Genomic DNA, 21,317 nt, shown 5'->3' on the forward strand with positions numbered 1-21,317 from the left:
TTACAATCTCATTAAAAAATTATCTTTGTTTAAACCGGAAGTGTGGTATTGCCAATTTATGGTTACTATTTCCGAAAGTATTTTTTTTAAATTCTCAAAATCGCTAGGTTTTTTAATATAGATATTGGCGCCGTTTATGAAGGTCTCTTCAATATGTTCCTCGGACGATGAGGTTGAGTAAATGGCAATTGCTATATCGTTGAGTCTTTCATTTTTTTTTATTTCTAATAAACATTCAACGCCATTCTTTTTTGGCATATTTAAATCTAAAAATAAAACGTTAGGCAAAACGGAATCCGAATGATTTAAATAATCCATTAGTTCAACGCCATCGTTAAAAGTACTCACTCTCGTGTTTATTTTTAATTCATCAAAGGCATCTGTAAAAAACAACCTGTCGTCTTCGTCATCGTCTGCAAGGCAAATGTTTATATAATCAGCAGTCATATTAGTATGGTTTTAAGGTTTGTTTTTATTAGATAACGCTCTTCTCTTTTGTATTATTTTTTGGAATGAGGAAGGTGTCATTCCTGTTGTATGTTTGAATTGTGTGCTTAAATGTGCGACGCTCGAATAATTCAATTGAATAGAAATTTCGGTTAAATTGAGAGGCGTGTTGATCATCAATTGTTTGGCTAATTCAATTTTTTGAATAATAATGAAATTTTCTATAGACGTGTAAGTCACTTCTGAGAAAACATTAGACAAATACGCATAACTCAAGTTCAATTTTTCGGCAATAAAAACAGAACTTTTTATGTTTAAAGGAGCATCGTTATTGACCATTTCAACAATAGCATCTTTTATTTTCTGAACTAAAACACTTTTCTGATTTTCAACTATTTCAATGCCGTATTCTCTAAAAATACCAGTTAGTTCATTTATTTTTCCAGAAGGTACTTTTTCTAAAAAATTGAATTCACCAAACCCGATACTACTATATTTATATCCTAATTCGGATAGCTTTTCCTCGACAATTTTTTTTGTCAGTTGAGTATAATCAAACTTTAAATACACCTTCATAAGCCTTTTGTTTAATAGTAAAGATATAAAAATGTAACTTTTAAATGCACTGCAATTAGTTTTACGAAAAAATATTTTTATTGATTTACGAAGTAAAGCTAAGAACTTTTATTTTGTTTTCAAGTCGTTCCAGCATGATATCTTCTGATTTTTAAGTTTATAAGAGTTTTTTTTAACATTCATATTTTTAAAATTTAGTTGATTAGCACCTGTTTTACACGTTCTACAATCGTTAATTTTATATTTATTTTAACACCACAGCGGTTTTTAACTTCTTCTTTGGAGCCCAATAGGATGCGAAAATTTCGAAGGCGCTGTTCATTTGAGATAGAACCAAATTTTAATTTTTCAGTTTAGCTTTTTCTTGGCGGGGTATATTAGTAGCCGGAAGAATACTGCTGTTTCTTTACAGAAATATAATACTGGATATTTACAGTTCGATTTCATGCTATAAATATTCAAATTTTATTGCAATATCATAACTGTTATCAATTGTATGTTTGTAATTTTGCCGCACAACTACATAAAAATGACAACACAACAATTAATTGACCAAATCAAAATCAAGAAATCATTTCTAACTATAGGGCTAGATGTTGATTTAGAAAAAATCCCACACCATTTATTAGCATTTGAAGATCCTATTTTTGAATTCAACAAAGCCATAATTGATGCGACTCATGACTTCGCAGTGGCTTATAAGCCAAACACTGCTTTTTATGAAGCTTATGGTATAAAAGGCTGGATGTCATTACAAAAAACAATTCAATACCTTAACGAAAATTATCCTGAAATTTTCACGATTGCTGATGCAAAAAGAGGGGATATAGGAAATACATCTTCGATGTACGCCAAAGCTTTTTTTGAAGATTTGAATTTTGATAGCGTTACCGTTGCGCCTTATATGGGAAAAGATTCGGTGGAACCCTTTTTAGCATTCGAAAATAAACATACCATTATGCTGGCTTTGACTTCAAACGAAGGTGCTTTTGATTTTCAGACGTTAATCACGAATCCAGAAATTTCGGGAGGAAAAGAATTGTACAAACAAGTTTTGGAAACGTCTAAATCTTGGAAAAACAGTGAAAACTTGATGTACGTTGTGGGCGCTACCAAAGCGGAATATTTTAGTGAAATCCGCAAAATTGTTCCAGATAGTTTCTTGCTGGTTCCCGGTGTGGGCGCTCAAGGCGGAAGCTTGTCTGAAGTTTGTAAATATGGTATGAATGCAAATGTAGGTTTGCTTGTAAATTCCTCCAGAGCAATTATTTATGCTTCAAATGGAACTGATTTTGCTCAAAAAGCAAGAGTCGAAGCGTTGAAAATACAACAGGAAATGGAAGAAATAATGAATTTGAAGTTTATTGTTTAACGTTTCAGGTCGTAACCAAAACATAAAACATACAGCCTTTAATTATGAAACTTAAACGTCATTTAAGTTAAAAGCGTTCTTTATAAAGCTATAGCTTTCTAAAATGAACTATTTGACTGGATAAATTCATTGTAAGTTAAAAACTTAAATGACTTATATGTTTAACAAGTTATTCTTCCTAATGCTCTTATTTGTTAAAACTCAATTTTTCTTAATGGTAAAAAAGCGGTCAATTGACGCTTTAACACTTTAAACTTTCAACTTGAAACAAAAAACACTTATCGATCAAATCGGAACAACACATACTTTTGAAACTTCGCCTAGCCGAATCATTTCACTTGTTCCCTCACAAACGGAATTATTATATGATTTAGGTCTTGAAGATAAAATCATCGGAATTACTAAATTCTGTGTGCATCCGTATCATTTTAAATCCACTAAGAAAAGCGTTGGTGGAACCAAGAAAGTACATTTTGAGAAAATCAGATTGCTACAGCCGGATATTATCATTTGTAATAAAGAAGAAAACACATTGGAAATGGTGGAGCAGTTGCGGAAAATTTGTCCAGTTTGGGTGACAAATATTGTAACTATTGAAGATAATTTTCAGATGATAACCGACTTTGGTCAGTTGTTCAATTGTAGAACCGAAGCGCAAAAATGGAATGATAAATTGGCTTTTGCCTGGAGCGATTTTAAAAATTATATCAAAGACAAAGAAATTAAGAAAGTAGCCTATTTCATTTGGAAAAAACCTTTTATGGTAGCTGGTTCGGATAATTTTATTAATGAGTTATTGAAACTAAATCATTTTGAAAATATATACCAAAACAAAGGACGGTACCCTGAAATCGAACTCAAAAAAATGCGTTTAGAAGGTGATCCAGATTTGGTTTTTCTTTCCTCAGAGCCTTATCCTTTTGCAGAAGAAGATGCCTTTGAGATTGGAAGACACACGCATCACGCCAAAACAGTATTTGTTGATGGCGAGATGTTTTCTTGGTATGGAAGTAGGCTGCTAAAAGCGTTTGATTATTTTAAAAAAATGCACGAAAAATTATAATTCGCATTCTTCTAAAATCAATTCTTCTTTTGTCATGCTTGACTGCTCAGTGTCTTTTTCGGAGTTGAAATTCAACTCAGAGAACATTTGGTATTCTTTTTTAAGCTTTTCTATTTCACTTTTCTCTTTCAATATTCCTTTCATGGGTGCAAATTTTTTGCAAATTTACGGCATACAATTATAAATAGAGCATTATTTTTTGTTAAGATTGGGATTTAAAATTAAAGCCCTATTTTTACAAAAAAAAGCAAGTGATCAATTATACCATTTACGAAAATAAAAACAGCGATCAATGGGTGACTTTTGTTCATGGTGCCGGTGGAAGTTCTTCTATTTGGTTCAAACAAATTCGTGATTTTAAAAAACAATACAATGTATTGTTATTGGATTTGCGAGGTCACGGGGAATCAAAACCTACTTTAAAAGCAGCATTCAAACAGAAATATACTTTTTCGGCTTTGGCCAATGACATTCTGGAAGTTTTGGACTTTCTAAAAATTAAAAAATCGCATTTTGTAGGCATTTCATTAGGAACAATTCTGATTCGACAGCTGGCTGAAATGTATCCAGAACGGGTTCAAAGTATGATTCTAGGTGGAGCAATTTTAAAAATGAATTTCCGCTCTCAAGTATTAATGCGGTTGGGGAATATGTTTAAATACGTTTTGCCGTATTTGGTTTTATATAAGTTTTTTGCTTTTGTAATTATGCCCAAAAAAAGTCACAAGCAATCTCGCGTACTTTTTATCAATGAGGCTAAGAAATTATACCAAAAAGAATTTATTAAATGGTTTAAACTAACCGCTGAAATAAATCCCATCTTAAAGTGGTTCCGACAAGTTGAATTGAATATCCCTACGCTGTACGTGATGGGTGAAGAAGATTATATGTTTTTACCATCCGTTAGGACAGTAGTGGAGAATCATTATAAATCTTCAAAACTCTTTGTAATAGAAAATTGTGGACATGTTGTTAATGTAGAGCAACCTATTGCTTTCAATGATGCTGTTCTTTCCTTTATAAAAACAGCCAAATAAAAAAAATGCCCGCATTATACATGAGGGCAATTCTTTAACTAACCAAAACCAAAATAATAAATAACCAGTTTATTACTCTGCAAAGATCACACTTAAGCTGACCTTGTGCTGTTAAGATTTTGTTATTACTTTGTTGGACATAAGTTAACTTTTAATCGTCAGGATCGAATTTAATTACTTGCATAAATAACTTCTGTAGAGAAAACTGTGGTGCAAAATCTGAATGCAGCACAAAGCGTTTCTATTGCCTATGAAAACACGACCGTTTTATTGTTGTATACCATTGTTTTTCGTTCTGCATGCAACTTTATTGCTCTAGCCAAAACCATGCGTTCTAGATCTCTTCCTTTTATAATAAAATCTTCTATAGAATGACTGTGCGAAACTCTCGAAATATCCTGTTCGATAATTGGACCTTCATCTAATCCTTCGGTCACGTAATGACTTGTGGCACCAATTATTTTTACACCCCGTTTAAAAGCGGAATGATACGGTTTTGCTCCTGGAAAGGCAGGAAGAAAAGAATGATGAATGTTGATGATTTTGTTTTTATAAAGAGCAATTAGTCCGGGAGTTATAATTTGCATGTAACGCGCCAAAACAATAAAATCAACATTGTATTCTTTTAGTAAATCCATTTGTTTCCGTTCGCCTTCCGTCTTAATTTCTTTGCTAAAAGGAACATAATGAAATGGAATCGAAAAACGTTCCGCCACGGCTCTTAAATCTTCGTGATTACTAATTATAAGTGGGATTTCAAGTTGTAATTCGCCAGCGCTGTAGCGTCCTAAAATATCATACAAACAATGGTCGTATTTAGAAACAAATAAAGCCATTTTAGGTTTGTATTCCTGCGTGTAAATTTCCCAAGACATTTTAAACGGCGCAGCTAAATGAGTCTGAAAGTCCTTTTTTATGGTGTCCATATCCCAGTTTTGGGCGCTGAACTCGCATTCTAAACGCATAAAAAAAACATTCTCGTCTGCATCTACATGTTGGTCTAAATAAATAATATTTCCTTCAATCGAAGCAATGTAATTGGTAACAGAGGCAATAATTGCTTTTTGATCTTGGCAATGAATTAGAATTGTAATTTTTTGCATTTTACTATTTTTTGTTTTTATCCTGACGTATTTCAGGAGCTGTTTCCTGCTATACGCTAAATCTTTCCTTGTCTCGTTCCAAAAAACGAGATAAGGAAAGGATATCGCTTCTATCAGAGCTAGGGCCTTGCGTTTATCAATACTATTTATCAAAAATAACCTTATATTTTTGATAAAAAAATTGAATTTAACGGTTTAATGTTCTAAAAATAGAAATGCTTTCTAGCTAGTTTTTATCCTGCAAAGCAAAAACTTTTTGCAATAAGATAGAGGTTCTCGCGCTCAAAGTCGTTCTGATGTTTTTTTCTTCCACGGCAACCATTTTAAATACACCATTCAATGCTTGATTGGTAACGTAATCAGTTAAGTCAGGATTCACTTTATTCACTAATGGAATACTGTTGTATTTCGTAATGATGTTTGTCCAAACTTTATCGGCCCCCACTTTTGTAAACGAATTTTTAATCACAGGACTAAATTTTCCGTACAAAGCAGTCGACGTACTGTTTTGTAAATAAGAAGTAGCAGAACTTTCATTACCCATCAAAATTGTTTTGGCATCGTAAAAAGTCATGTTACGAACCGCATCAACAAATATTGGTGTCGCTTCTTTAACTGCGTCTTCCGCGGCACGATTCAATACTTTCAATCCTTCGTCAGCTAACGAACTTAGTCCAATTCTTCGCAATCCAGCGTCTACTTTTCTCAATTCTTCCGGCAGCAAAATTTTTACAGCTTCATTTCTATAAAAACCATCAGTAGCGGTCAATTTTGTTACTTGTTTTGAAATTCCATTATTCAGTGCTTCTTTCAGTCCGCCAGCAATATCAATTCCACCAATTCCTGGCGTCTGTGGAAATTGATTTAAAACTTGTTGCATTTCGGCACATCCAAATAAGGAAAAGGCAGTTAAAAGCAGTACAATTTTTTTCATAAGTCTAGTATTTAATTCGTTTTTTCAAAGATAAGCAAACACTATGCCTTTTAGTAGTAAAAATATTCCGAAAGAAAATAGTAGGCCTTTTTTTAAAAGACTCAAAGGAGCTCAAAGGGCCTCCTTTTGAGTACAAAAAGGAATTCCTACTAGTTTCTGATTTCTATTGTAAAGCTATCCCGTTTTCACTCTCTATTTTTTAAATAAAGATATAAAAGTAAGGCTTGGATGAGGATAAGCAAGATGGAAATAGCAGCGCTACAACCAATTTTAAGTAAAAGTATTTCAGTAGTGATTTTTTTACGCTGTCAAAAGATCGGAGCAAAAACAGAAGGCATTGCGCGCTATTGTTTGCAGCAACCATTTTATTGCTATTCAAGAATAATAGGAGATTTAATTGATAAAGAGTTTAAAAAATAGTAAAAACAAACTACTCATTATTATAAGTAGATGGTATCCAAATTTTTAAAACAAGTAATTTTCAAAAAAGTGGATTTATATTATTTGCTTTTCTTCAAAGCATCTAATAATTCTTCTAAGTCTACCACACCATAAGTAGACGAATAATCGGATACTGCATAGGGAAGTATAAGACTGTTATTGTGAATAATCGAACCACAAGAATAGACGACATTGGGTACATATCCTTCCCGTTCCCCTTCGAGTGGTGCTAATAAGGGCTCTTTTAATCTTCCAATTTCCTTGGAAGGGTCATCAAGATCAAGCAGCGAAGCACCTAAGCAATACCGTCTCATAGCACCTACGCCGTGCGTAATTACTAACCAGCCCTCTTTAGTCCAAAGTGGTGATCCGCAATTACCAATTTGGGTAAATTCCCAGGAAAAACGAGGTTCTTGAAGAATAATTGGATTGTCCCATTGTGTCCGGCGATCTGAATACATGATGTAATTATTAACGCCATCAATCCGGGAAAGCATAGCATACTTTCCCTTAATTTTTCTTGGAAACAGTGCTAGATTTTTATTTTGAGCACCGGCTCCATACAGAGGGACGACGCGAAAGTTGTAAAAGTCTTTAGTAGAAATAAGTTTTGGCAATATTGCATGACCGTTGTAAGCGGTGTAAGTGGCAATTATTCTATCTGATCCATCGTCATCGAGGAAGCGCACAAAACGGGCATCTTCAATACCTCGACTTTCAGAATCTGATATTGGAAATATAACACGTTCTGTAATATCAGAATCGTGTTTGAATTGTAAATCGTAAAATGAATCCGCCAGCCATAGTACTTCTTCAAGCGCAGTTCTTCTTTCTCGGAGAATCGTTGGATCGCTTAAGGCTTTATTAATTATATTTTTTAAGGCAGTATATTCGAATTGATCCGGCAACTCTCGCATGATTTGGGCAGAACATTTATCTGATGTATTCATTTCTGCCAATTTGACGAGAAATCGCTCTTTATTGTATAAGGTTTTACGGGCAATCTCTGCTTTATCAATATTGTCTCCTATTTTCATCACTTGTAGATCATTATTTTTATCTAGAATTCCTCTTCTAAAAACAATGGATGAAATATGTCCTTCTCCTGTCGCACGAAAAGATATAATAATTCGTTTTTCTCCATTTTGAAGATCTGATTGGTCAAAATCTTCGACCATAGACGGATTAAAAAAGGCGGCAGATTCTATTGCATATTCCATTGTACAATAGGAACCAATAAGCATTTTTCGCTCATCGGATAGCTGGTTGTAATTAATTTGCATGCCTTCTATCAAACCTTTAATTTTTTCGCAATGCCTAAAAAATGTTTGTGAAATATTACGGTGTCTTCTAGCAAATTCACGTAGTGTATGTTCTAAGGTTTCTTGAACTTGTTTTTCGCTCAAAACCATAATATGGCTTACCATTTTTTGGGTTCGAGAATCACCATTCATAAAATACCTGGCAACAACTCTACTGCAATCAGGCAAGAATTTTATATTTTTTCGAATAACAGGAACTCGCATAGATTCATTTTTAAAGTGAAATTTTACAACTGTGTATTTTAACTAAGAATGAAAAGTCGTTTAAGTATTTAACTCTAGTTAGCCCAGATTACTGGTTTTATTTACAAGAAAGCCATTTAAATGAAATTTATTCGCAGCATTTTCTTTCTTGAATTAGAAATGACTGTAAGCCAGCTCCATTGATAATGCCTCCTAAGCTAAGTAGCTCCTTTGAGAAATATAGGTCAATTAAAATCATAAATAAAAAATTGCTTTGTAGAAATGATTCATTCAGGTTTCAAATATTGGTTTGTTTATAAAAGAACAACTTTTCAAGGTAGTAATTTTGAATACGCTAATTGTATTTACACAATCAGTTTTAAAATTACAAAAAAATATTTTAAATGAGCGTAAATTTTTGTTTTACATTATTGATGATATTTTTTTAAAATAATACAAAATTGAATTGGGTAGCAATGAAATACGAGAAATAATTCCTTTTTAATTTTTTAAGAATAAGTCACTTCATTGCAGTGCTCCTAATAAGAGTCCGATTCAACTACTCGCTATGCATAAAGTTAGCAACTAATTGAAGAGGGTAGCAATGAAAAAATCTAATTTATGTTTCAGTGCAAAGGAGGAATTGTGCTACTATACGGATAAATAGGATCTAAAAAGTATAATTTAGAGGGCCTGACTGTCAGAAGTAAGCAGCGCGTCTAAAAAAATAGTAAAATAATTATTGCTGCCCGTTTTAAAAATCACAAGATTCACTCTTAAAATTGATATTTTCAACAATTAATTTTTATTATTTTCGTAAATTGCGGTCCTAAAATCGACATTTAAATAAAAATGGAACAACAAAAACCGTATATCCCTAACAATAAAGTAAGAATTGTTACAGCAGCTGCTCTTTTTGACGGTCACGATGCCGCAATCAACATTATGCGTAGGATTATTCAATCTACAGGTGTTGAGGTAATTCATTTAGGTCACGACCGTAGCGTTGAAGAAGTGGTTAATACTGCAATTCAAGAAGATGCGAATGCTATTGCAATAACTTCTTACCAAGGTGGACACAACGAATATTTTAAATATATGTACGACTTGCTTCAAGAGAAGGGAGCGGGACAAATTAAAATATTTGGAGGCGGTGGCGGGGTTATTTTGCCCTCTGAAATAGCGGAATTACAAGCGTATGGGATTACCCGCATTTATGCACCTGATGATGGACGTGCCATGGGATTACAAGGGATGATAAATGATTTAGTGGAACAATCGGATTATCCTGTAGGAAACAAGCTAAACGGAGAATTATCCCATATTGAAGAAAAAAATCCAACAGCAATTGCTCGATTAATTTCTGCTGCAGAGAACTTTCCTGAAATAGCAAAACCAGTTTTTGAAACTATTCATAAAAATAACGAAACCTCAAAAATTCCAGTTTTAGGAATTACAGGAACAGGTGGTTCAGGAAAATCATCATTAGTAGATGAGTTAGTACGTCGTTTCTTAATCGATTTTCCAGAAAAAACCATTGGTTTAATATCTGTCGATCCTTCAAAACGTAAAACAGGAGGAGCATTATTGGGAGATAGAATTCGAATGAATGCTATCAATAATCCTAGAGTTTACATGCGTTCGTTAGCAACTCGTCAATCAAATTTAGCTTTGTCTAAATATGTTGCTGAAGCGATTCAAGTATTAAAAGCTGCAAAATATGATATTATAATTCTTGAAACTTCTGGAATTGGTCAATCTGATACCGAAATTATGGATCATTCCGATGTTTCTTTGTATGTAATGACACCAGAATTTGGAGCAGCAACTCAGTTGGAAAAAATCGATATGTTAGATTTTGCTGATTTGGTCGCTTTAAATAAATTTGACAAACGTGGAGCGTTAGATGCCATTCGTGATGTCAAAAAACAGTACCAACGCAATCATAATTTATGGGATGCAAGTCCAGATGATATGCCAGTTTTTGGGACTATTGCTTCGCAATTTAATGATCCGGGAATGAATACGCTTTATAAAGCAATTATGGATAAGATTGTCGAGAAAACAGATTCAGATCTGAAATCGACTTTTAAAATCACTCGTGAAATGAGCGAGAAAATTTTTGTCATTCCACCACATAGAACACGTTATTTGTCTGAAATTGCTGAAAGCAATCGCAAATATGATGTTACGGCAGTAAGTCAAGAACAAGTGGCTCAGAAATTATATGGGATTTTCAAAACGTTAGAAACGGTCTCTGGAAAAATACCTTTAATAAATAAAACTGGGATTGATGACGATTCAGTTTTACCAACCGCTTTAGAATCTGAAAAATCAGGTGCTGCCGAAAATAAAATATTCCTCAACCTTTTACTAAATCAATTCGATAAAGTAAAAATGGATTTGGATCCCTACAATTGGGAAATTATTTTGACTTGGGACGAAAAAGTAAATAAGTACAAAAATCCAGTGTATACGTTCAAAGTTCGCGATAGAGAAATAAAAATGGCGACGCATACAGAGTCGCTTTCGCATTCTCAAATTCCGAAAATAGCATTGCCAAAGTATAAAGCTTGGGGTGATATTTTACGTTGGTGTTTGCAGGAAAACGTTCCTGGAGAATTTCCTTTTACCGCAGGATTGTATCCTTTTAAACGTGAAGGAGAAGATCCTTCTCGTATGTTTGCAGGAGAAGGTGGACCAGAAAGAACGAACAAGCGTTTTCATTATGTGAGTGCAGGATTGCCTGCAAAACGATTGTCAACCGCTTTTGATAGTGTGACTTTATACGGAAATGACCCACACGTTCGTCCTGATATTTATGGAAAAATTGGTAATGCCGGAGTTTCTATATGTTGTTTGGATGATGCCAAAAAATTATATTCTGGTTTTGATTTGGTTCATGCAATGACTTCGGTGAGTATGACTATTAATGGACCGGCGCCAATGCTACTTGGATTCTTCATGAATGCAGCGATTGATCAACAATGTGAGTTTTACATTAAAGGACAGCATCTTGAAAAAGAAGTTGAAGCAAAAATAAATAAAATATATAAAGGAAAAGGAGTCGAAAGACCTCATTATCAAGGGGATTTACCTTCAGGAAATAACGGTTTAGGATTAATGCTTTTGGGTGTTACCGGAGATCAGGTTTTACCTTTGGAAATATATAATGACATTAAAGCAAGAACCTTATCACAAGTTCGTGGAACGGTTCAAGCGGATATTTTAAAAGAAGATCAGGCACAAAATACTTGTATTTTCTCTACGGAATTTGCGTTGCGCTTGATGGGTGACGTGCAGGAATATTTCATTACCAAGAATGTTAGAAACTTTTATTCGGTTTCTATTTCAGGATATCACATCGCTGAGGCAGGAGCAAATCCAATCACGCAATTGGCTTTCACACTTTCCAATGGGTTTACTTACGTGGAATATTATTTGAGTCGTGGAATGAACATCAATGATTTTGGACCTAATTTATCGTTCTTTTTCTCGAATGGAGTGGATCCGGAATATGCAGTTATTGGCCGTGTAGCGCGTAAAATTTGGGCGAAAGCCATGAAAAATAAATATGGAGCTAATGAAAGAGCCCAAATGTTGAAATACCACATTCAAACATCAGGTCGTTCTTTGCACGCACAGGAAATCGATTTCAACGATATTCGTACTACGTTGCAAGCCTTATATGCCATTTACGACAACTGTAATTCATTGCATACCAATGCGTATGATGAAGCAATTACAACGCCAACAGAAGAATCAGTGCGTCGTGCCATGGCGATTCAGCTGATTATCAATAAAGAATTAGGTCTGGCCAAAAATGAAAATCCAATTCAAGGTGCATTTATCATCGAAGAATTAACAGATTTAGTGGAAGCTGCAGTTTTACTAGAATTCGACCGAATTACAGAACGTGGTGGCGTACTTGGTGCGATGGAAACGATGTACCAAAGAAGTAAAATTCAAGAAGAAAGCTTGTATTATGAAACCTTGAAACATACAGGTGAATTTCCAATTATTGGTGTGAATACGTTCTTGAGTTCTAAAGGTTCGCCAACTGTTATTCCAGCCGAAGTAATTCGTGCAACAGAAGAAGAAAAACAATACCAAATTGATATGTTGAGTCATTTACATCAGGCAAATCAGGATTTGGTAAATGAACATTTAAATACGCTTCAAGAGGCTGCCATTAAAAATGAAAACTTATTTGAACATTTAATGGAAGCAACTAAGGTTTGTTCTTTGGGGCAAATCACTTCGGCTTTATTTGAAGTAGGCGGTCAGTATAGAAGAAATATGTAAGCAGAGAACCACTTTTTTGCTCTGCAAAAAAGTGTGTGAATCGCTTATCCCGATTTTTATCGGGATCTGATCAATAATAAAAGATGAATCGCTTATCCCGCTTTCGAGCGGGATCTTTTTCAATGATAAAAATGAATCGCTTATCCCGATTTTTATCGGGATCTTTTCAAGAAACGTTCGTATCGGTAATACTAATTTTTATCGGGATCTTTTCAAGAAAAAAAAATCGGTTACTAAATTATAAAAAATGCGGAAAATATTTTCCGCATTTTTTTTTTTGCCTAAAGGCTAAAAAATTATTCAACTTGCTGTTGCTTTCCTTCTTTAATTTGTTCTACTAATTTTTTATTAAACGCTGGTAAATCATCAGGATTTCGGCTTGTAACAAGGCCTCTGTCTACAATTACTTCTTTATCATGCCACTCAGCACCTGCGTTGATTAAGTCAATCTTTATAGAAGGATAAGAAGTCATTTTCCTTCCTTTGACTAGATTGGCGCTTATCAAAATTTGAGGCCCATGGCAAATAGCGGCGACGGGTTTTCCTTCTTTGAAAAAGTCTTTAATAAAATGCAAAGCAGCTTCATTTGTTCGCAATTTATCTGGATTTATTACACCGCCGGGTAGCACTAGTGCATCATAATCGCTAGCCTTTACATTGTTTAAAAGTTGGTCGACTTTATAATCTTTCCCCCAATCTGTTTTGGCCCATGCTTTTATAGTTCCGTTTTCTGGACTAATAATTTCTGCTTTCCATCCTTGCTGCTCCAGATATTCTTTTGGCGAACTTAATTCAACTTCTTCAAATCCATTTGTGGCTAAAATAGCTATTCTCTTTTCCATATTGTTTTAATTTTTAGTGCATTTAATACTCTAAATTTACAAATTAAATGCTGCTGTAGTTCACAAAGAGGTCTTAAAATAAATGTAATTTTTGATAGAGTAGCAAGCATCAAATAGGCAAATACGTCAAGGAAATTTTGTTATTTTATTTTGTTTAATTTGACATATCCAATATGCAAAGTATCTTCCTGACAATTCGTATCAGATTTTGTAATTTTTAAAGCATGTTCGGCTTTGAATTGCGCAGGTAGCATATCTACGACTTTATAAACATCGTCTACATCAATGCCGTATTTCTCGTCAACGTGCGACTCAGCTCCTTTAAAACCATAATGCTTATAAAAAGCAGTTGTTTTAGATTTTTTGGTTGCCAAAGCTAAACGATTCGCAACGGCAAGCATCTTATAATGGTATTCTTCAAATTCATTTTCTTTATAACCTCCTAAATTGATAAAAAATAGCTGTTCCGATGACGCAGTAACTGCATTTTTGTTGGGGATTATTTCAATCAAGAAGTCATCTACTACCGTTACTTCTCGCCAAGCATCAATATGAATTTTTCCTTTGGCTTCTGGCCAAAAAGATTTCATGTGAGGTACCAATTCTTTCAAGGAACTACCAATTCCAAAAAAAATATCATGTTGCTCCGTAAACCTGCCTTCTGGCGTGCAGCCTAACATTATCATGTATAATTTAAGTTTTTGTTCCATAATTCAAAAGTACAAAATTCTTTATAATAAACTTTGGCACAATTCATGAATAGTGTTTTTCAATATAAATTATAAAACGATAACGAATGAAAAAAATTACCTTATTTTTAGTTTTCATCGGGATGATGGCACTACAAAGTTGTGAAGTAACGGAAGTATATGATAATACGGACATCGGACCAAGAACCGAAGTGTTTGAAGTCACTACTTCATTTAATTCCAACAATAATTATAATAGCCTGGTTGAATTTAATCCTCCTATTTATTCTTCGGATTCCGTTTTAGTATATCATTTATATGATACGGTAAATGGTCAAGATATTTGGAAATTAATGCCTCAGACTTATTACTTTAATGATGGAGGAGCACTAGATTTTAACTTTGATTATTCAAGGTTTAATGTAAATATCTTTTTGTCGGCTAATTTCAATCTGAATACATTGCCATCCAGTTGGACACAAAATCAAACTTTTAGAATCGTTATTCTACCAGATGGGTTTGCTAAAACAATTAATAAAAACAATATTGATTCCGTCATGTCAGCATTGAAAGTTGGTAAGAGTGAAGTGAAGAAAATCGACTTGTAAAGTGAATAAAAAAAGGGAAATCGTGAGATTTCCCTTTTTTGTATGTTTTAATTGATTGATGATATTAAACGAATTCTTTGCTGCTTTTTCGTAAAGAAATTACAATCCCAATAATAAGGGAAAGTGCTATAAAAGCAAGTGATACCCATTCTGGTAATTTAATATATTCATGTAATAACATTTTTAAACCAACGAAACTTAAAATAGCGATCAGACTGTATTCTAAATAGCTAAATTTGGCTAACATGTTTGCAAGGAAAAAATACATGGAACGCAATCCCAGAATAGCAAATATATTAGAACTAAAAACTAAGAAGGGATCGTTTGTTATGGCTAAAATTGCCGGTACACTATCAATAGCAAAAACCACATCCATCACTTCAATAACTACTAGCGCAACAAAAAGAGGTGTTGCAGCTGTTATATGTCTTCTTCTTACAAAAAAATGTTCCTCATCAATATGGTTTGATATCGGCATTATTTTTTTAAGACTTTTATATACAAATGATTTTTTAGGTTGGAACTGCTCATCTTTACCACTAAATAACATTTTCATAGCAGTATAGATAAGGAATGCACCAAAGATATAGGTCATCCAATAGAATTTATTAATAAGCATGACGCCAAAAAAGATCATTAGACCTCTAAAAATGATGGCTCCTAATATTCCCCAAAATAGCACACGATGTTGGTATTTTTGTGGAATTTTAAATGCGGCAAAGATGATTGCAATCACGAATATGTTATCAATACTCAATGATAACTCAATCAAATATCCAGTAATGAATTTTATTGCAGCTGTTGTGGGCTGAAGGTTATCAGGATTAGCAATATAAGTTGCAGAATAAAGCCAGTATATTACTCCAGAAAACATAAATGACAATGCAACCCAAATACCAGTCCATTTTCCAGCTTCTTTTGAACTTATAATATGCGGAGTTTTATTGAAAACTCCTAAGTCTAGTGCTAGAAAAATTAAAACAGCGGTTAAAAAAGTAATCCAGACAATCATAATGTAAGTTATTTAAATTTTGTGTAAAGATACTTTTGATTTTTAAACTTTAAGAAAAATTTTATCGAAAGTTAATAGTCTTGTTAAGAGTATAAATTTTACAGAATGTAGTACTTAGAAAAATAACACACTTTAAATTGCTAAGTTGTTATTTATAGTACGTTTTTCTGTTGATTTAATAAATTTAGAGCTTTTACCCATAAAAATAAGAGGTAAAATTTTATAAAAGTAATAATTAAATTATATTTGCATCAAAATAGTAGGGGTCTAATTAATTAAAATCAATTTTTATGTCAACATTACGTTTTCAAGCTTTGAGAGAAGCATCGACTAGAAAGCCAGTTAAATTTGAAGAATCAGATAGAAAATCAACGATATTTGGTGCTAATGTCTTTAATGACAAAGCGATGAAGCAATTTTTAACTTCTGATGCTTTTAAAGGCGTGCGCGATGCAGTGCAGCATGGAACTAAGATAGACAGAAAATTAGCAGATTATATCGCCATGGGTATGAAAGAATGGGCCTTGTCTAAAGGAGTAACTCATTACACACACTGGTTTCAACCTCTTACAGGAACTACAGCAGAGAAACATGATGCTTTTTTTGAAACCTCTTATGACGGTAGCGATCCAGTAGAAAAGTTTGGAGGTGCTCAATTAGTACAACAAGAACCGGATGCTTCTAGTTTTCCAAATGGAGGAATTAGAAACACATTCGAAGCGCGAGGCTATACCGCTTGGGATCCAACATCTCCAGCGTTTATTTTTGGAACGACCTTATGTATTCCAACTGTTTTTATTTCGTATACAGGAGAGGCTTTGGATTATAAAACACCTTTATTACGTGCTTTAACGGTTATGGACGACGCAGCCACTGAAGTATGTAAATATTTTGATAAAAATGTAAAAAAAGTTACCGCCACTTTAGGTTGGGAACAAGAATATTTCTTAGTAGATAGAGCTTTGGCAAATTCACGCCCTGACCTTATTATGACAGGAAGAACTTTGTTAGGGCATACCTCTGCAAAGGGACAACAATTAGACGATCATTATTTTGGATCAATTCCAACACGCGCCTTGACTTACATGAGAGATTTAGAGCAAGAATGTATGTTGTTAGGAATTCCAGTGAAAACACGTCACAATGAAGTAGCACCAAATCAATTTGAGTTAGCACCTATTTTTGAAGAAACAAACTTAGCCGTTGATCACAACTGTTTGTTGATGGATGTAATGCAAAAAGTAGCAGAACGTCATGAATTGAAAGTGTTGTTCCATGAAAAACCTTTTAAAGGAGTAAACGGTTCAGGGAAACACAATAACTGGTCATTAGCAACTGACACTGGAGTAAACTTGTTAAGTCCAAGCAAAACACCAATGAGTAACTTACAGTTTTTGACTTTCTTTATTAATACGATTAAAGCCGTAAATGATAATGAGTCTTTATTAAGAGCTGCGATTGCCTCCGCAAGCAATGATCACAGATTAGGAGCTAATGAAGCACCTCCTGCAATTATCTCCGTATTTATTGGGGGGCAATTGACTAAAGTTTTAGCGGAGTTAGAAGGAGTAACCACAGGTAAATTATCCCCAGAAGAAAAAACAGATCTAAAATTAAACGTAGTAGGGAAAATTCCAGACGTTCTTTTAGACAACACAGATAGAAATAGAACTTCACCATTTGCTTTTACAGGAAATAAATTTGAGTTTAGAGCAGTAGGATCTACGGCGAACTGTTCGAATGCAATGACCACTTTGAATGCTATTGTTGCAAAACAACTTAGAGATTTTAAAGTTGAAGTTGATGCTTTGATTGATTCCAAAGACATGAAGAAAGACGATGCGATCTTCAATGTTTTAAGAGAGTACATCAAACAATCTAAAAAAATCCTTTTTGAAGGAGACGGTTATAGTGAAGAATGGGAAGTAGAAGCTGCAAAAAGAGGTTTGAGTAACTTCAAAACGACTCCTGAAGCTTTAAAAGCAAGAATTTCTAAACAATCTTTAGACTTGTTTTCTGAATTGAATATTATGAATCATATTGAAGTAGAAGCTCGATATGAAATTGAATTAGAGGAATATACCAAGAAAATTCAAATTGAAGGTCGCGTTCTAGGTGATATTTCAAAAAATCACGTTATACCAACGGCAATCCGTTATCAAAATACGCTGATTGCAAATGTGAAGGGGCTAAAAGATATTTTTGGGACAGATTTTGAAACTATTGCCAAAGAACAAATCGTTTTGATAAAAGAAATTTCAGGTCATATCGAAGGAATCAACTCTAAAGTACAAGAGATGACTAATGAGAGAAAGAGTGCTAATAATTTGACTGATGCGCAGGAAATGGCAGAAGCATATTGTAACAAAGTAAAACCTTATTTTGAAATCATTAGAAATCACTGTGATAAATTAGAGTTGTTGGTTGATAACGAAATTTGGACGTTGACTAAATATAGAGAATTGTTGTTTACTAAATAATAAGCGAAGAATTTTAACAGGATATATGCCTTTCCATTTTGGAAAGGCATTTTTTTTGCGATCCATTACTCGATAAAAATTGTTGCTATGCTGTTGTAAAAAAAACTTTGCTTCAGTAAATTGGAATTAGAGCTAATACTGAACTTAATATGACCAATCGAAGTGTAGCACGGTTTTATTTTTATAAACAATGACGAAAAGGCTAGCGAATTAACTAAAAGAGTGGTCCTATTTATTTATTCCAGATCTTTTCGTTTATGTTCCTTCAGCATTGGGCTGCATAGGATGCTCTTTTACCAAACTATTGTGCTAAGCCTTTCTTACGCGCGTTACTTTGAGATTATTATAGTATAGTTCTCGTTAAATATTTGGAGATCTTTTCTTTTTCTTTGAATATCTATATTTATAATTTTTTTCTTATTTTTTTTCTGTATTACAAGGTAGTTCATCGATACAGAGTTGCTTTTCATCGAAAAAACACCTATTCAGATGAAAAACAAGTATTTATACTTGTTTTTTTTTAATAATGTTTTCTATCTTTGGTATGTAATAATCAAATAAGGTTTCAGTATTAATACTAAAAATCTTGTTATTTATTATACCGTAAGAGTGGTTCCCAAATCGCTTTTTTAAAACCTACATGATAATTTGTATTAACAACCAATTAAATATATTTATTATGAAAAAAGTAGTTTTAAGCATCTCCGCGATGCTATGTACAGTGGCAATTTCTTATGCTCAACCAGGTCCAGTAGCTGGACCAAATGTAAGTGCAGTAGGCCAAACTGGATTTTCTCAATTTGCACAAGTTAGTCAAATTGGTACCGCTCAGAATTCCAAGGTTAAACAAGAATTGAACAACAATGATGCTTACGTATACCAAGGAGTTAATCCGGGTCAAATGCTTGTAGGTTCGATTAATACATCTGCAAAAAACATGGCTGACATCTTCCAAAGAGGGGATGACAACTATGCTTATATTTCTCAAAATAATTGGGACAACATGGCTACCCAATCACAAAGAGGGGATAGAAATGACGCTACAATTTGGCAAGATGAGGTAGTAGTGGCAACTGCAAGTTTAGATGGACATGACAAAGCTACTCAGACACAAAGAGGAAATGATAACGAAGCTACTATAGATCAAGGAACTTCAGGAAATAATCCGCTTCCTACATTGGCTACTTTTACCTTAGGAGTGCCATTAACTTCTGCAATACCATTCTCTCCTCATGGTTATAATGAAGCTACTCAAACGCAACGTGGAAATTGGAATAAAGCGTACACTAGTCAAGGTGGTAGAAATAATGATTCCGATATTAACCAAAATAGTGTTGGTAAGGCAGCAACGATAGTTGATAGAAACGTAGCGAATCATTATCAATATGGACGTAATAATGATGCTTCAACTACTCAAATGGGATATAGAAATCTTGATAATATTTTGCAGGAAGGTAACAATAATAGAGCGACCACTATGCAAACAGGAAACACTTCAGGCAACATGAATAATACTGCACAACAAGGAAATTCTAATGTGGCTAATGTAAATCAAGCTAACTAATAAGTAAGCCTTAAGATAGGGACAGCTCATTACAGCTGTCCCATCTTTTTTATTATAAAAATAAGATCATGAAATCTATATCTTTAAATATCATTCTTTGTTTATTTTTTTTCCAGCTTGTTTTAGCTCAGGGAGAACCTGTAAATTATAAATATGATGATGATAATAATATTTCATTGTTGGATAAAAAAGAAGCTACTTTATACATTAGTTCTAATTCTCATATTGTTAACTCTCGTGCCTCTTTAAATCTTCAACTAATGGGCAGTAACGTTCAAATTCAACAAATAGGGAATTACAATAGTGTTAATTCGTACCTCAAGAGTAAAATCATTGATATTTCCGTTGTGCAAAAAGGAAATAATAATGAAGTTTTACTCGATAAACAGGCTAATTCGCTAAACCAAAAAGTGATTCAGCTTGGTAATAATAATAAAATCCACGATTTTGCATTATATACAAAATACGATGTGACAATGGAATTAATTCAGAAAGGGAATAATCAAAATATTCAAAATTTTGGTTCAAATTCCATTTCAAGAGATATGAAGGTTATTCAATCTGGAACTGGAGCCTCCGTAATAATAATAAACAGTTCTAAGCAATGAAAACTTCAATGAAATTTTTGTCTTTTCTTATTTTAGTTTTGCTTTCTGAAATGTCCTATTCTCAGACGACTAATACTGTAGTGATAGCTAAAATTGAAGTTGAACAAAGTGAGCAGAATATTAAAATAACAGGTACAGCTGAAAATTTATCAGATATAGTTCAAAGTTTGTCATATAAATTGTCAGTTATTAAAAAAAATAAATCAAATATTAACCTCTCTAATAATATTCAAGAAGGGTTGTTTTCTTTAAATCCAAGTGAAAATAAAAATTTATCAACTTCTACAGTCAATTTGGGAACTGAGGATGAGGTTATAGTTTTACTGCTCTTCTATAATGAAAATAAACAATTAATAGGAAAAGATAGAGTTGTGCTAGGGGATGAAAAAAAAAAGATAAAATAACAATTATTCCTTCTGATGCATTTGAACTAACAGGAATTATTTCAGATGACACAAAGACTAGGGTTGGAAAAGATTTTTACGATTTATTTTATTATTTATACAATGAATATAAAATCAATTCGATAAAAATTGTCAATTTGAACGAGGAATTTACTTTCTCTAGAAATACTAAAATAATTATAAGTATTGAAAATGAAATAATATATGAGTTTTTAACTAGACCGGATGAAGAATATCTAAATGAAATGGCTGAACAGTCTATTTATGCAACTTATTTGCACCTTAAGAATTTAGAAAAGCAAACGAAATATTTTACTCAGTATTAAT

The 21,317-nt window shown here is 33.3% G+C and carries 20 protein-coding genes; 11 read left to right on the forward strand and 9 right to left on the reverse strand.

Going from position 1 to position 21,317, the window contains the following annotated elements; genetic code table 11:
* Together IWX83_RS04410 and IWX83_RS04415 are read right to left on the reverse strand one after the other, a co-directional pair.
* The gene (locus IWX83_RS04410; RefSeq protein WP_196827919.1) at nt 1-447 is read right to left on the reverse strand and encodes a response regulator; all 447 of its coding nucleotides are present in this window, start codon (nt 445-447) and stop codon (nt 1-3) included.
* Nucleotides 448-459: 12 nt separating this feature from the next.
* The gene (locus IWX83_RS04415) at nt 460-1,023 is read right to left on the reverse strand and encodes an AraC family transcriptional regulator (protein ID WP_073353954.1); all 564 of its coding nucleotides are present in this window, start codon (nt 1,021-1,023) and stop codon (nt 460-462) included.
* A 529-nt stretch (nt 1,024-1,552) separates the two neighbouring features.
* On the opposite strand from IWX83_RS04415, the gene pyrF reads away from it, so the two are divergent.
* Both pyrF and IWX83_RS04425 read left to right on the forward strand, forming a co-directional pair.
* Nucleotides 1,553-2,395 carry an orotidine-5'-phosphate decarboxylase gene (pyrF, locus tag IWX83_RS04420; RefSeq protein WP_196827921.1) on the forward strand — a complete coding sequence of 281 codons (843 nt, stop codon included), beginning with the start codon at nt 1,553-1,555 and terminating at the stop codon, nt 2,393-2,395.
* A gap of 262 nt (nt 2,396-2,657) precedes the next feature.
* Nucleotides 2,658-3,458, forward strand: coding sequence for an ABC transporter substrate-binding protein (locus IWX83_RS04425; RefSeq protein WP_196827923.1), 801 nt, complete (start codon nt 2,658-2,660; stop codon nt 3,456-3,458).
* Here the strand turns inward: IWX83_RS04425 and IWX83_RS04430 are convergent.
* Complete coding sequence (locus tag IWX83_RS04430; protein ID WP_196827925.1) at nt 3,453-3,602, reverse strand: hypothetical protein; 150 nt, start codon at nt 3,600-3,602, stop codon at nt 3,453-3,455. The genes IWX83_RS04425 and IWX83_RS04430 overlap by 6 nt on opposite strands.
* A gap of 107 nt (nt 3,603-3,709) precedes the next feature.
* On the opposite strand from IWX83_RS04430, the gene IWX83_RS04435 reads away from it, so the two are divergent.
* Nucleotides 3,710-4,495, forward strand: coding sequence for an alpha/beta fold hydrolase (locus IWX83_RS04435; protein ID WP_073355339.1), 786 nt, complete (start codon nt 3,710-3,712; stop codon nt 4,493-4,495).
* 248 nt (nt 4,496-4,743) lie between these two features.
* Here the strand turns inward: IWX83_RS04435 and purU are convergent, their stop codons facing one another.
* On the reverse strand, nt 4,744-5,598 hold the full coding sequence (gene purU / locus IWX83_RS04440) for a formyltetrahydrofolate deformylase (protein WP_073355361.1): 855 nt from the start codon (nt 5,596-5,598) through the stop codon (nt 4,744-4,746).
* Between the two features lie 226 nt (nt 5,599-5,824).
* Nucleotides 5,825-6,532 carry a DUF4197 domain-containing protein gene (locus IWX83_RS04445; protein ID WP_196827927.1) on the reverse strand — a complete coding sequence of 236 codons (708 nt, stop codon included), beginning with the start codon at nt 6,530-6,532 and terminating at the stop codon, nt 5,825-5,827.
* 243 nt (nt 6,533-6,775) lie between these two features.
* Between IWX83_RS04445 and IWX83_RS04450 the strand changes: the two genes are divergently transcribed.
* Nucleotides 6,776-6,952, forward strand: coding sequence for a hypothetical protein (locus IWX83_RS04450; RefSeq protein ID WP_196827929.1), 177 nt, complete (start codon nt 6,776-6,778; stop codon nt 6,950-6,952).
* 80 nt (nt 6,953-7,032) lie between these two features.
* On the opposite strand, the gene IWX83_RS04455 is transcribed toward IWX83_RS04450, so the two are convergent.
* The gene (locus IWX83_RS04455; protein WP_196827931.1) at nt 7,033-8,499 is read right to left on the reverse strand and encodes a glycoside hydrolase family 130 protein; all 1,467 of its coding nucleotides are present in this window, start codon (nt 8,497-8,499) and stop codon (nt 7,033-7,035) included.
* A gap of 831 nt (nt 8,500-9,330) precedes the next feature.
* Between IWX83_RS04455 and IWX83_RS04460 the strand changes: the two genes are divergently transcribed.
* Nucleotides 9,331-12,783: a methylmalonyl-CoA mutase family protein gene (locus IWX83_RS04460; protein WP_196827933.1), complete on the forward strand. Its 3,453-nt coding sequence runs from the start codon at nt 9,331-9,333 to the stop codon at nt 12,781-12,783.
* Between the two features lie 296 nt (nt 12,784-13,079).
* On the opposite strand, the gene IWX83_RS04465 is transcribed toward IWX83_RS04460, so the two are convergent.
* Together IWX83_RS04465 and IWX83_RS04470 are read right to left on the reverse strand one after the other, a co-directional pair.
* Nucleotides 13,080-13,625: a type 1 glutamine amidotransferase domain-containing protein gene (locus IWX83_RS04465; protein ID WP_196827935.1), complete on the reverse strand. Its 546-nt coding sequence runs from the start codon at nt 13,623-13,625 to the stop codon at nt 13,080-13,082.
* A gap of 140 nt (nt 13,626-13,765) precedes the next feature.
* The gene (locus IWX83_RS04470; RefSeq protein ID WP_196827937.1) at nt 13,766-14,335 is read right to left on the reverse strand and encodes a DUF1543 domain-containing protein; all 570 of its coding nucleotides are present in this window, start codon (nt 14,333-14,335) and stop codon (nt 13,766-13,768) included.
* A gap of 86 nt (nt 14,336-14,421) precedes the next feature.
* On the opposite strand from IWX83_RS04470, the gene IWX83_RS04475 reads away from it, so the two are divergent.
* The gene (locus IWX83_RS04475) at nt 14,422-14,922 is read left to right on the forward strand and encodes a hypothetical protein (protein ID WP_196827939.1); all 501 of its coding nucleotides are present in this window, start codon (nt 14,422-14,424) and stop codon (nt 14,920-14,922) included.
* 64 nt (nt 14,923-14,986) lie between these two features.
* On the opposite strand, the gene IWX83_RS04480 is transcribed toward IWX83_RS04475, so the two are convergent.
* Nucleotides 14,987-15,934: a TerC family protein gene (locus tag IWX83_RS04480; protein WP_196827941.1), complete on the reverse strand. Its 948-nt coding sequence runs from the start codon at nt 15,932-15,934 to the stop codon at nt 14,987-14,989.
* Nucleotides 15,935-16,224: 290 nt separating this feature from the next.
* On the opposite strand from IWX83_RS04480, the gene IWX83_RS04485 reads away from it, so the two are divergent.
* From IWX83_RS04485 to IWX83_RS04505, 5 genes are all read left to right on the forward strand, one after another.
* A complete protein-coding gene (locus IWX83_RS04485) occupies nt 16,225-18,414 on the forward strand; it encodes a glutamine synthetase III (protein WP_073355355.1) in 2,190 nt (729 codons plus the stop codon).
* 679 nt (nt 18,415-19,093) lie between these two features.
* Nucleotides 19,094-19,978, forward strand: a complete 885-nt coding sequence (locus IWX83_RS04490; protein ID WP_073355357.1) for a hypothetical protein — start codon at nt 19,094-19,096, stop codon at nt 19,976-19,978.
* A 68-nt stretch (nt 19,979-20,046) separates the two neighbouring features.
* Complete coding sequence (locus IWX83_RS04495; RefSeq protein WP_073355358.1) at nt 20,047-20,586, forward strand: hypothetical protein; 540 nt, start codon at nt 20,047-20,049, stop codon at nt 20,584-20,586.
* A complete protein-coding gene (locus tag IWX83_RS04500) occupies nt 20,583-20,990 on the forward strand; it encodes a hypothetical protein (protein WP_231379806.1) in 408 nt (135 codons plus the stop codon). The genes IWX83_RS04495 and IWX83_RS04500 overlap by 4 nt, the downstream gene beginning before the upstream one ends.
* Nucleotides 20,991-21,028: 38 nt before the next feature.
* Nucleotides 21,029-21,316: a CsgE family curli-type amyloid fiber assembly protein gene (locus tag IWX83_RS04505; RefSeq protein WP_082854360.1), complete on the forward strand. Its 288-nt coding sequence runs from the start codon at nt 21,029-21,031 to the stop codon at nt 21,314-21,316.
* Nucleotide 21,317: the final 1 nt, after the last annotated feature.

The organism is Flavobacterium sp. CG_9.1 (assembly GCF_015751645.1).
Lineage (GTDB): Bacteria > Bacteroidota > Bacteroidia > Flavobacteriales > Flavobacteriaceae > Flavobacterium > Flavobacterium xanthum.

What these genes read in the sequence shown, in the direction of transcription:
- IWX83_RS04490 (WP_073355357.1), top strand. Translation starts at nt 19,094, where the DNA reads ATGAAAAAAGTAGTTTTAAGCATCTCCGCGATGCTATGTACAGTGGCA.
- IWX83_RS04475 (WP_196827939.1), top strand. Translation starts at nt 14,422, where the DNA reads ATGAAAAAAATTACCTTATTTTTAGTTTTCATCGGGATGATGGCACTA.
- IWX83_RS04465 (WP_196827935.1), bottom strand. Translation starts at nt 13,625, where the DNA reads ATGGAAAAGAGAATAGCTATTTTAGCCACAAATGGATTTGAAGAAGTT.
- IWX83_RS04455 (WP_196827931.1), bottom strand. Translation starts at nt 8,499, where the DNA reads ATGCGAGTTCCTGTTATTCGAAAAAATATAAAATTCTTGCCTGATTGC.
- IWX83_RS04460 (WP_196827933.1), top strand. Translation starts at nt 9,331, where the DNA reads ATGGAACAACAAAAACCGTATATCCCTAACAATAAAGTAAGAATTGTT.
- IWX83_RS04450 (WP_196827929.1), top strand. Translation starts at nt 6,776, where the DNA reads ATGGAAATAGCAGCGCTACAACCAATTTTAAGTAAAAGTATTTCAGTA.
- IWX83_RS04495 (WP_073355358.1), top strand. Translation starts at nt 20,047, where the DNA reads ATGAAATCTATATCTTTAAATATCATTCTTTGTTTATTTTTTTTCCAG.
- IWX83_RS04445 (WP_196827927.1), bottom strand. Translation starts at nt 6,532, where the DNA reads ATGAAAAAAATTGTACTGCTTTTAACTGCCTTTTCCTTATTTGGATGT.
- IWX83_RS04480 (WP_196827941.1), bottom strand. Translation starts at nt 15,934, where the DNA reads ATGATTGTCTGGATTACTTTTTTAACCGCTGTTTTAATTTTTCTAGCA.
- IWX83_RS04485 (WP_073355355.1), top strand. Translation starts at nt 16,225, where the DNA reads ATGTCAACATTACGTTTTCAAGCTTTGAGAGAAGCATCGACTAGAAAG.
- IWX83_RS04430 (WP_196827925.1), bottom strand. Translation starts at nt 3,602, where the DNA reads ATGAAAGGAATATTGAAAGAGAAAAGTGAAATAGAAAAGCTTAAAAAA.
- IWX83_RS04410 (WP_196827919.1), bottom strand. Translation starts at nt 447, where the DNA reads ATGACTGCTGATTATATAAACATTTGCCTTGCAGACGATGACGAAGAC.
- IWX83_RS04470 (WP_196827937.1), bottom strand. Translation starts at nt 14,335, where the DNA reads ATGGAACAAAAACTTAAATTATACATGATAATGTTAGGCTGCACGCCA.
- purU (WP_073355361.1), bottom strand. Translation starts at nt 5,598, where the DNA reads ATGCAAAAAATTACAATTCTAATTCATTGCCAAGATCAAAAAGCAATT.
- IWX83_RS04500 (WP_231379806.1), top strand. Translation starts at nt 20,583, where the DNA reads ATGAAAACTTCAATGAAATTTTTGTCTTTTCTTATTTTAGTTTTGCTT.
- IWX83_RS04415 (WP_073353954.1), bottom strand. Translation starts at nt 1,023, where the DNA reads ATGAAGGTGTATTTAAAGTTTGATTATACTCAACTGACAAAAAAAATT.
- pyrF (WP_196827921.1), top strand. Translation starts at nt 1,553, where the DNA reads ATGACAACACAACAATTAATTGACCAAATCAAAATCAAGAAATCATTT.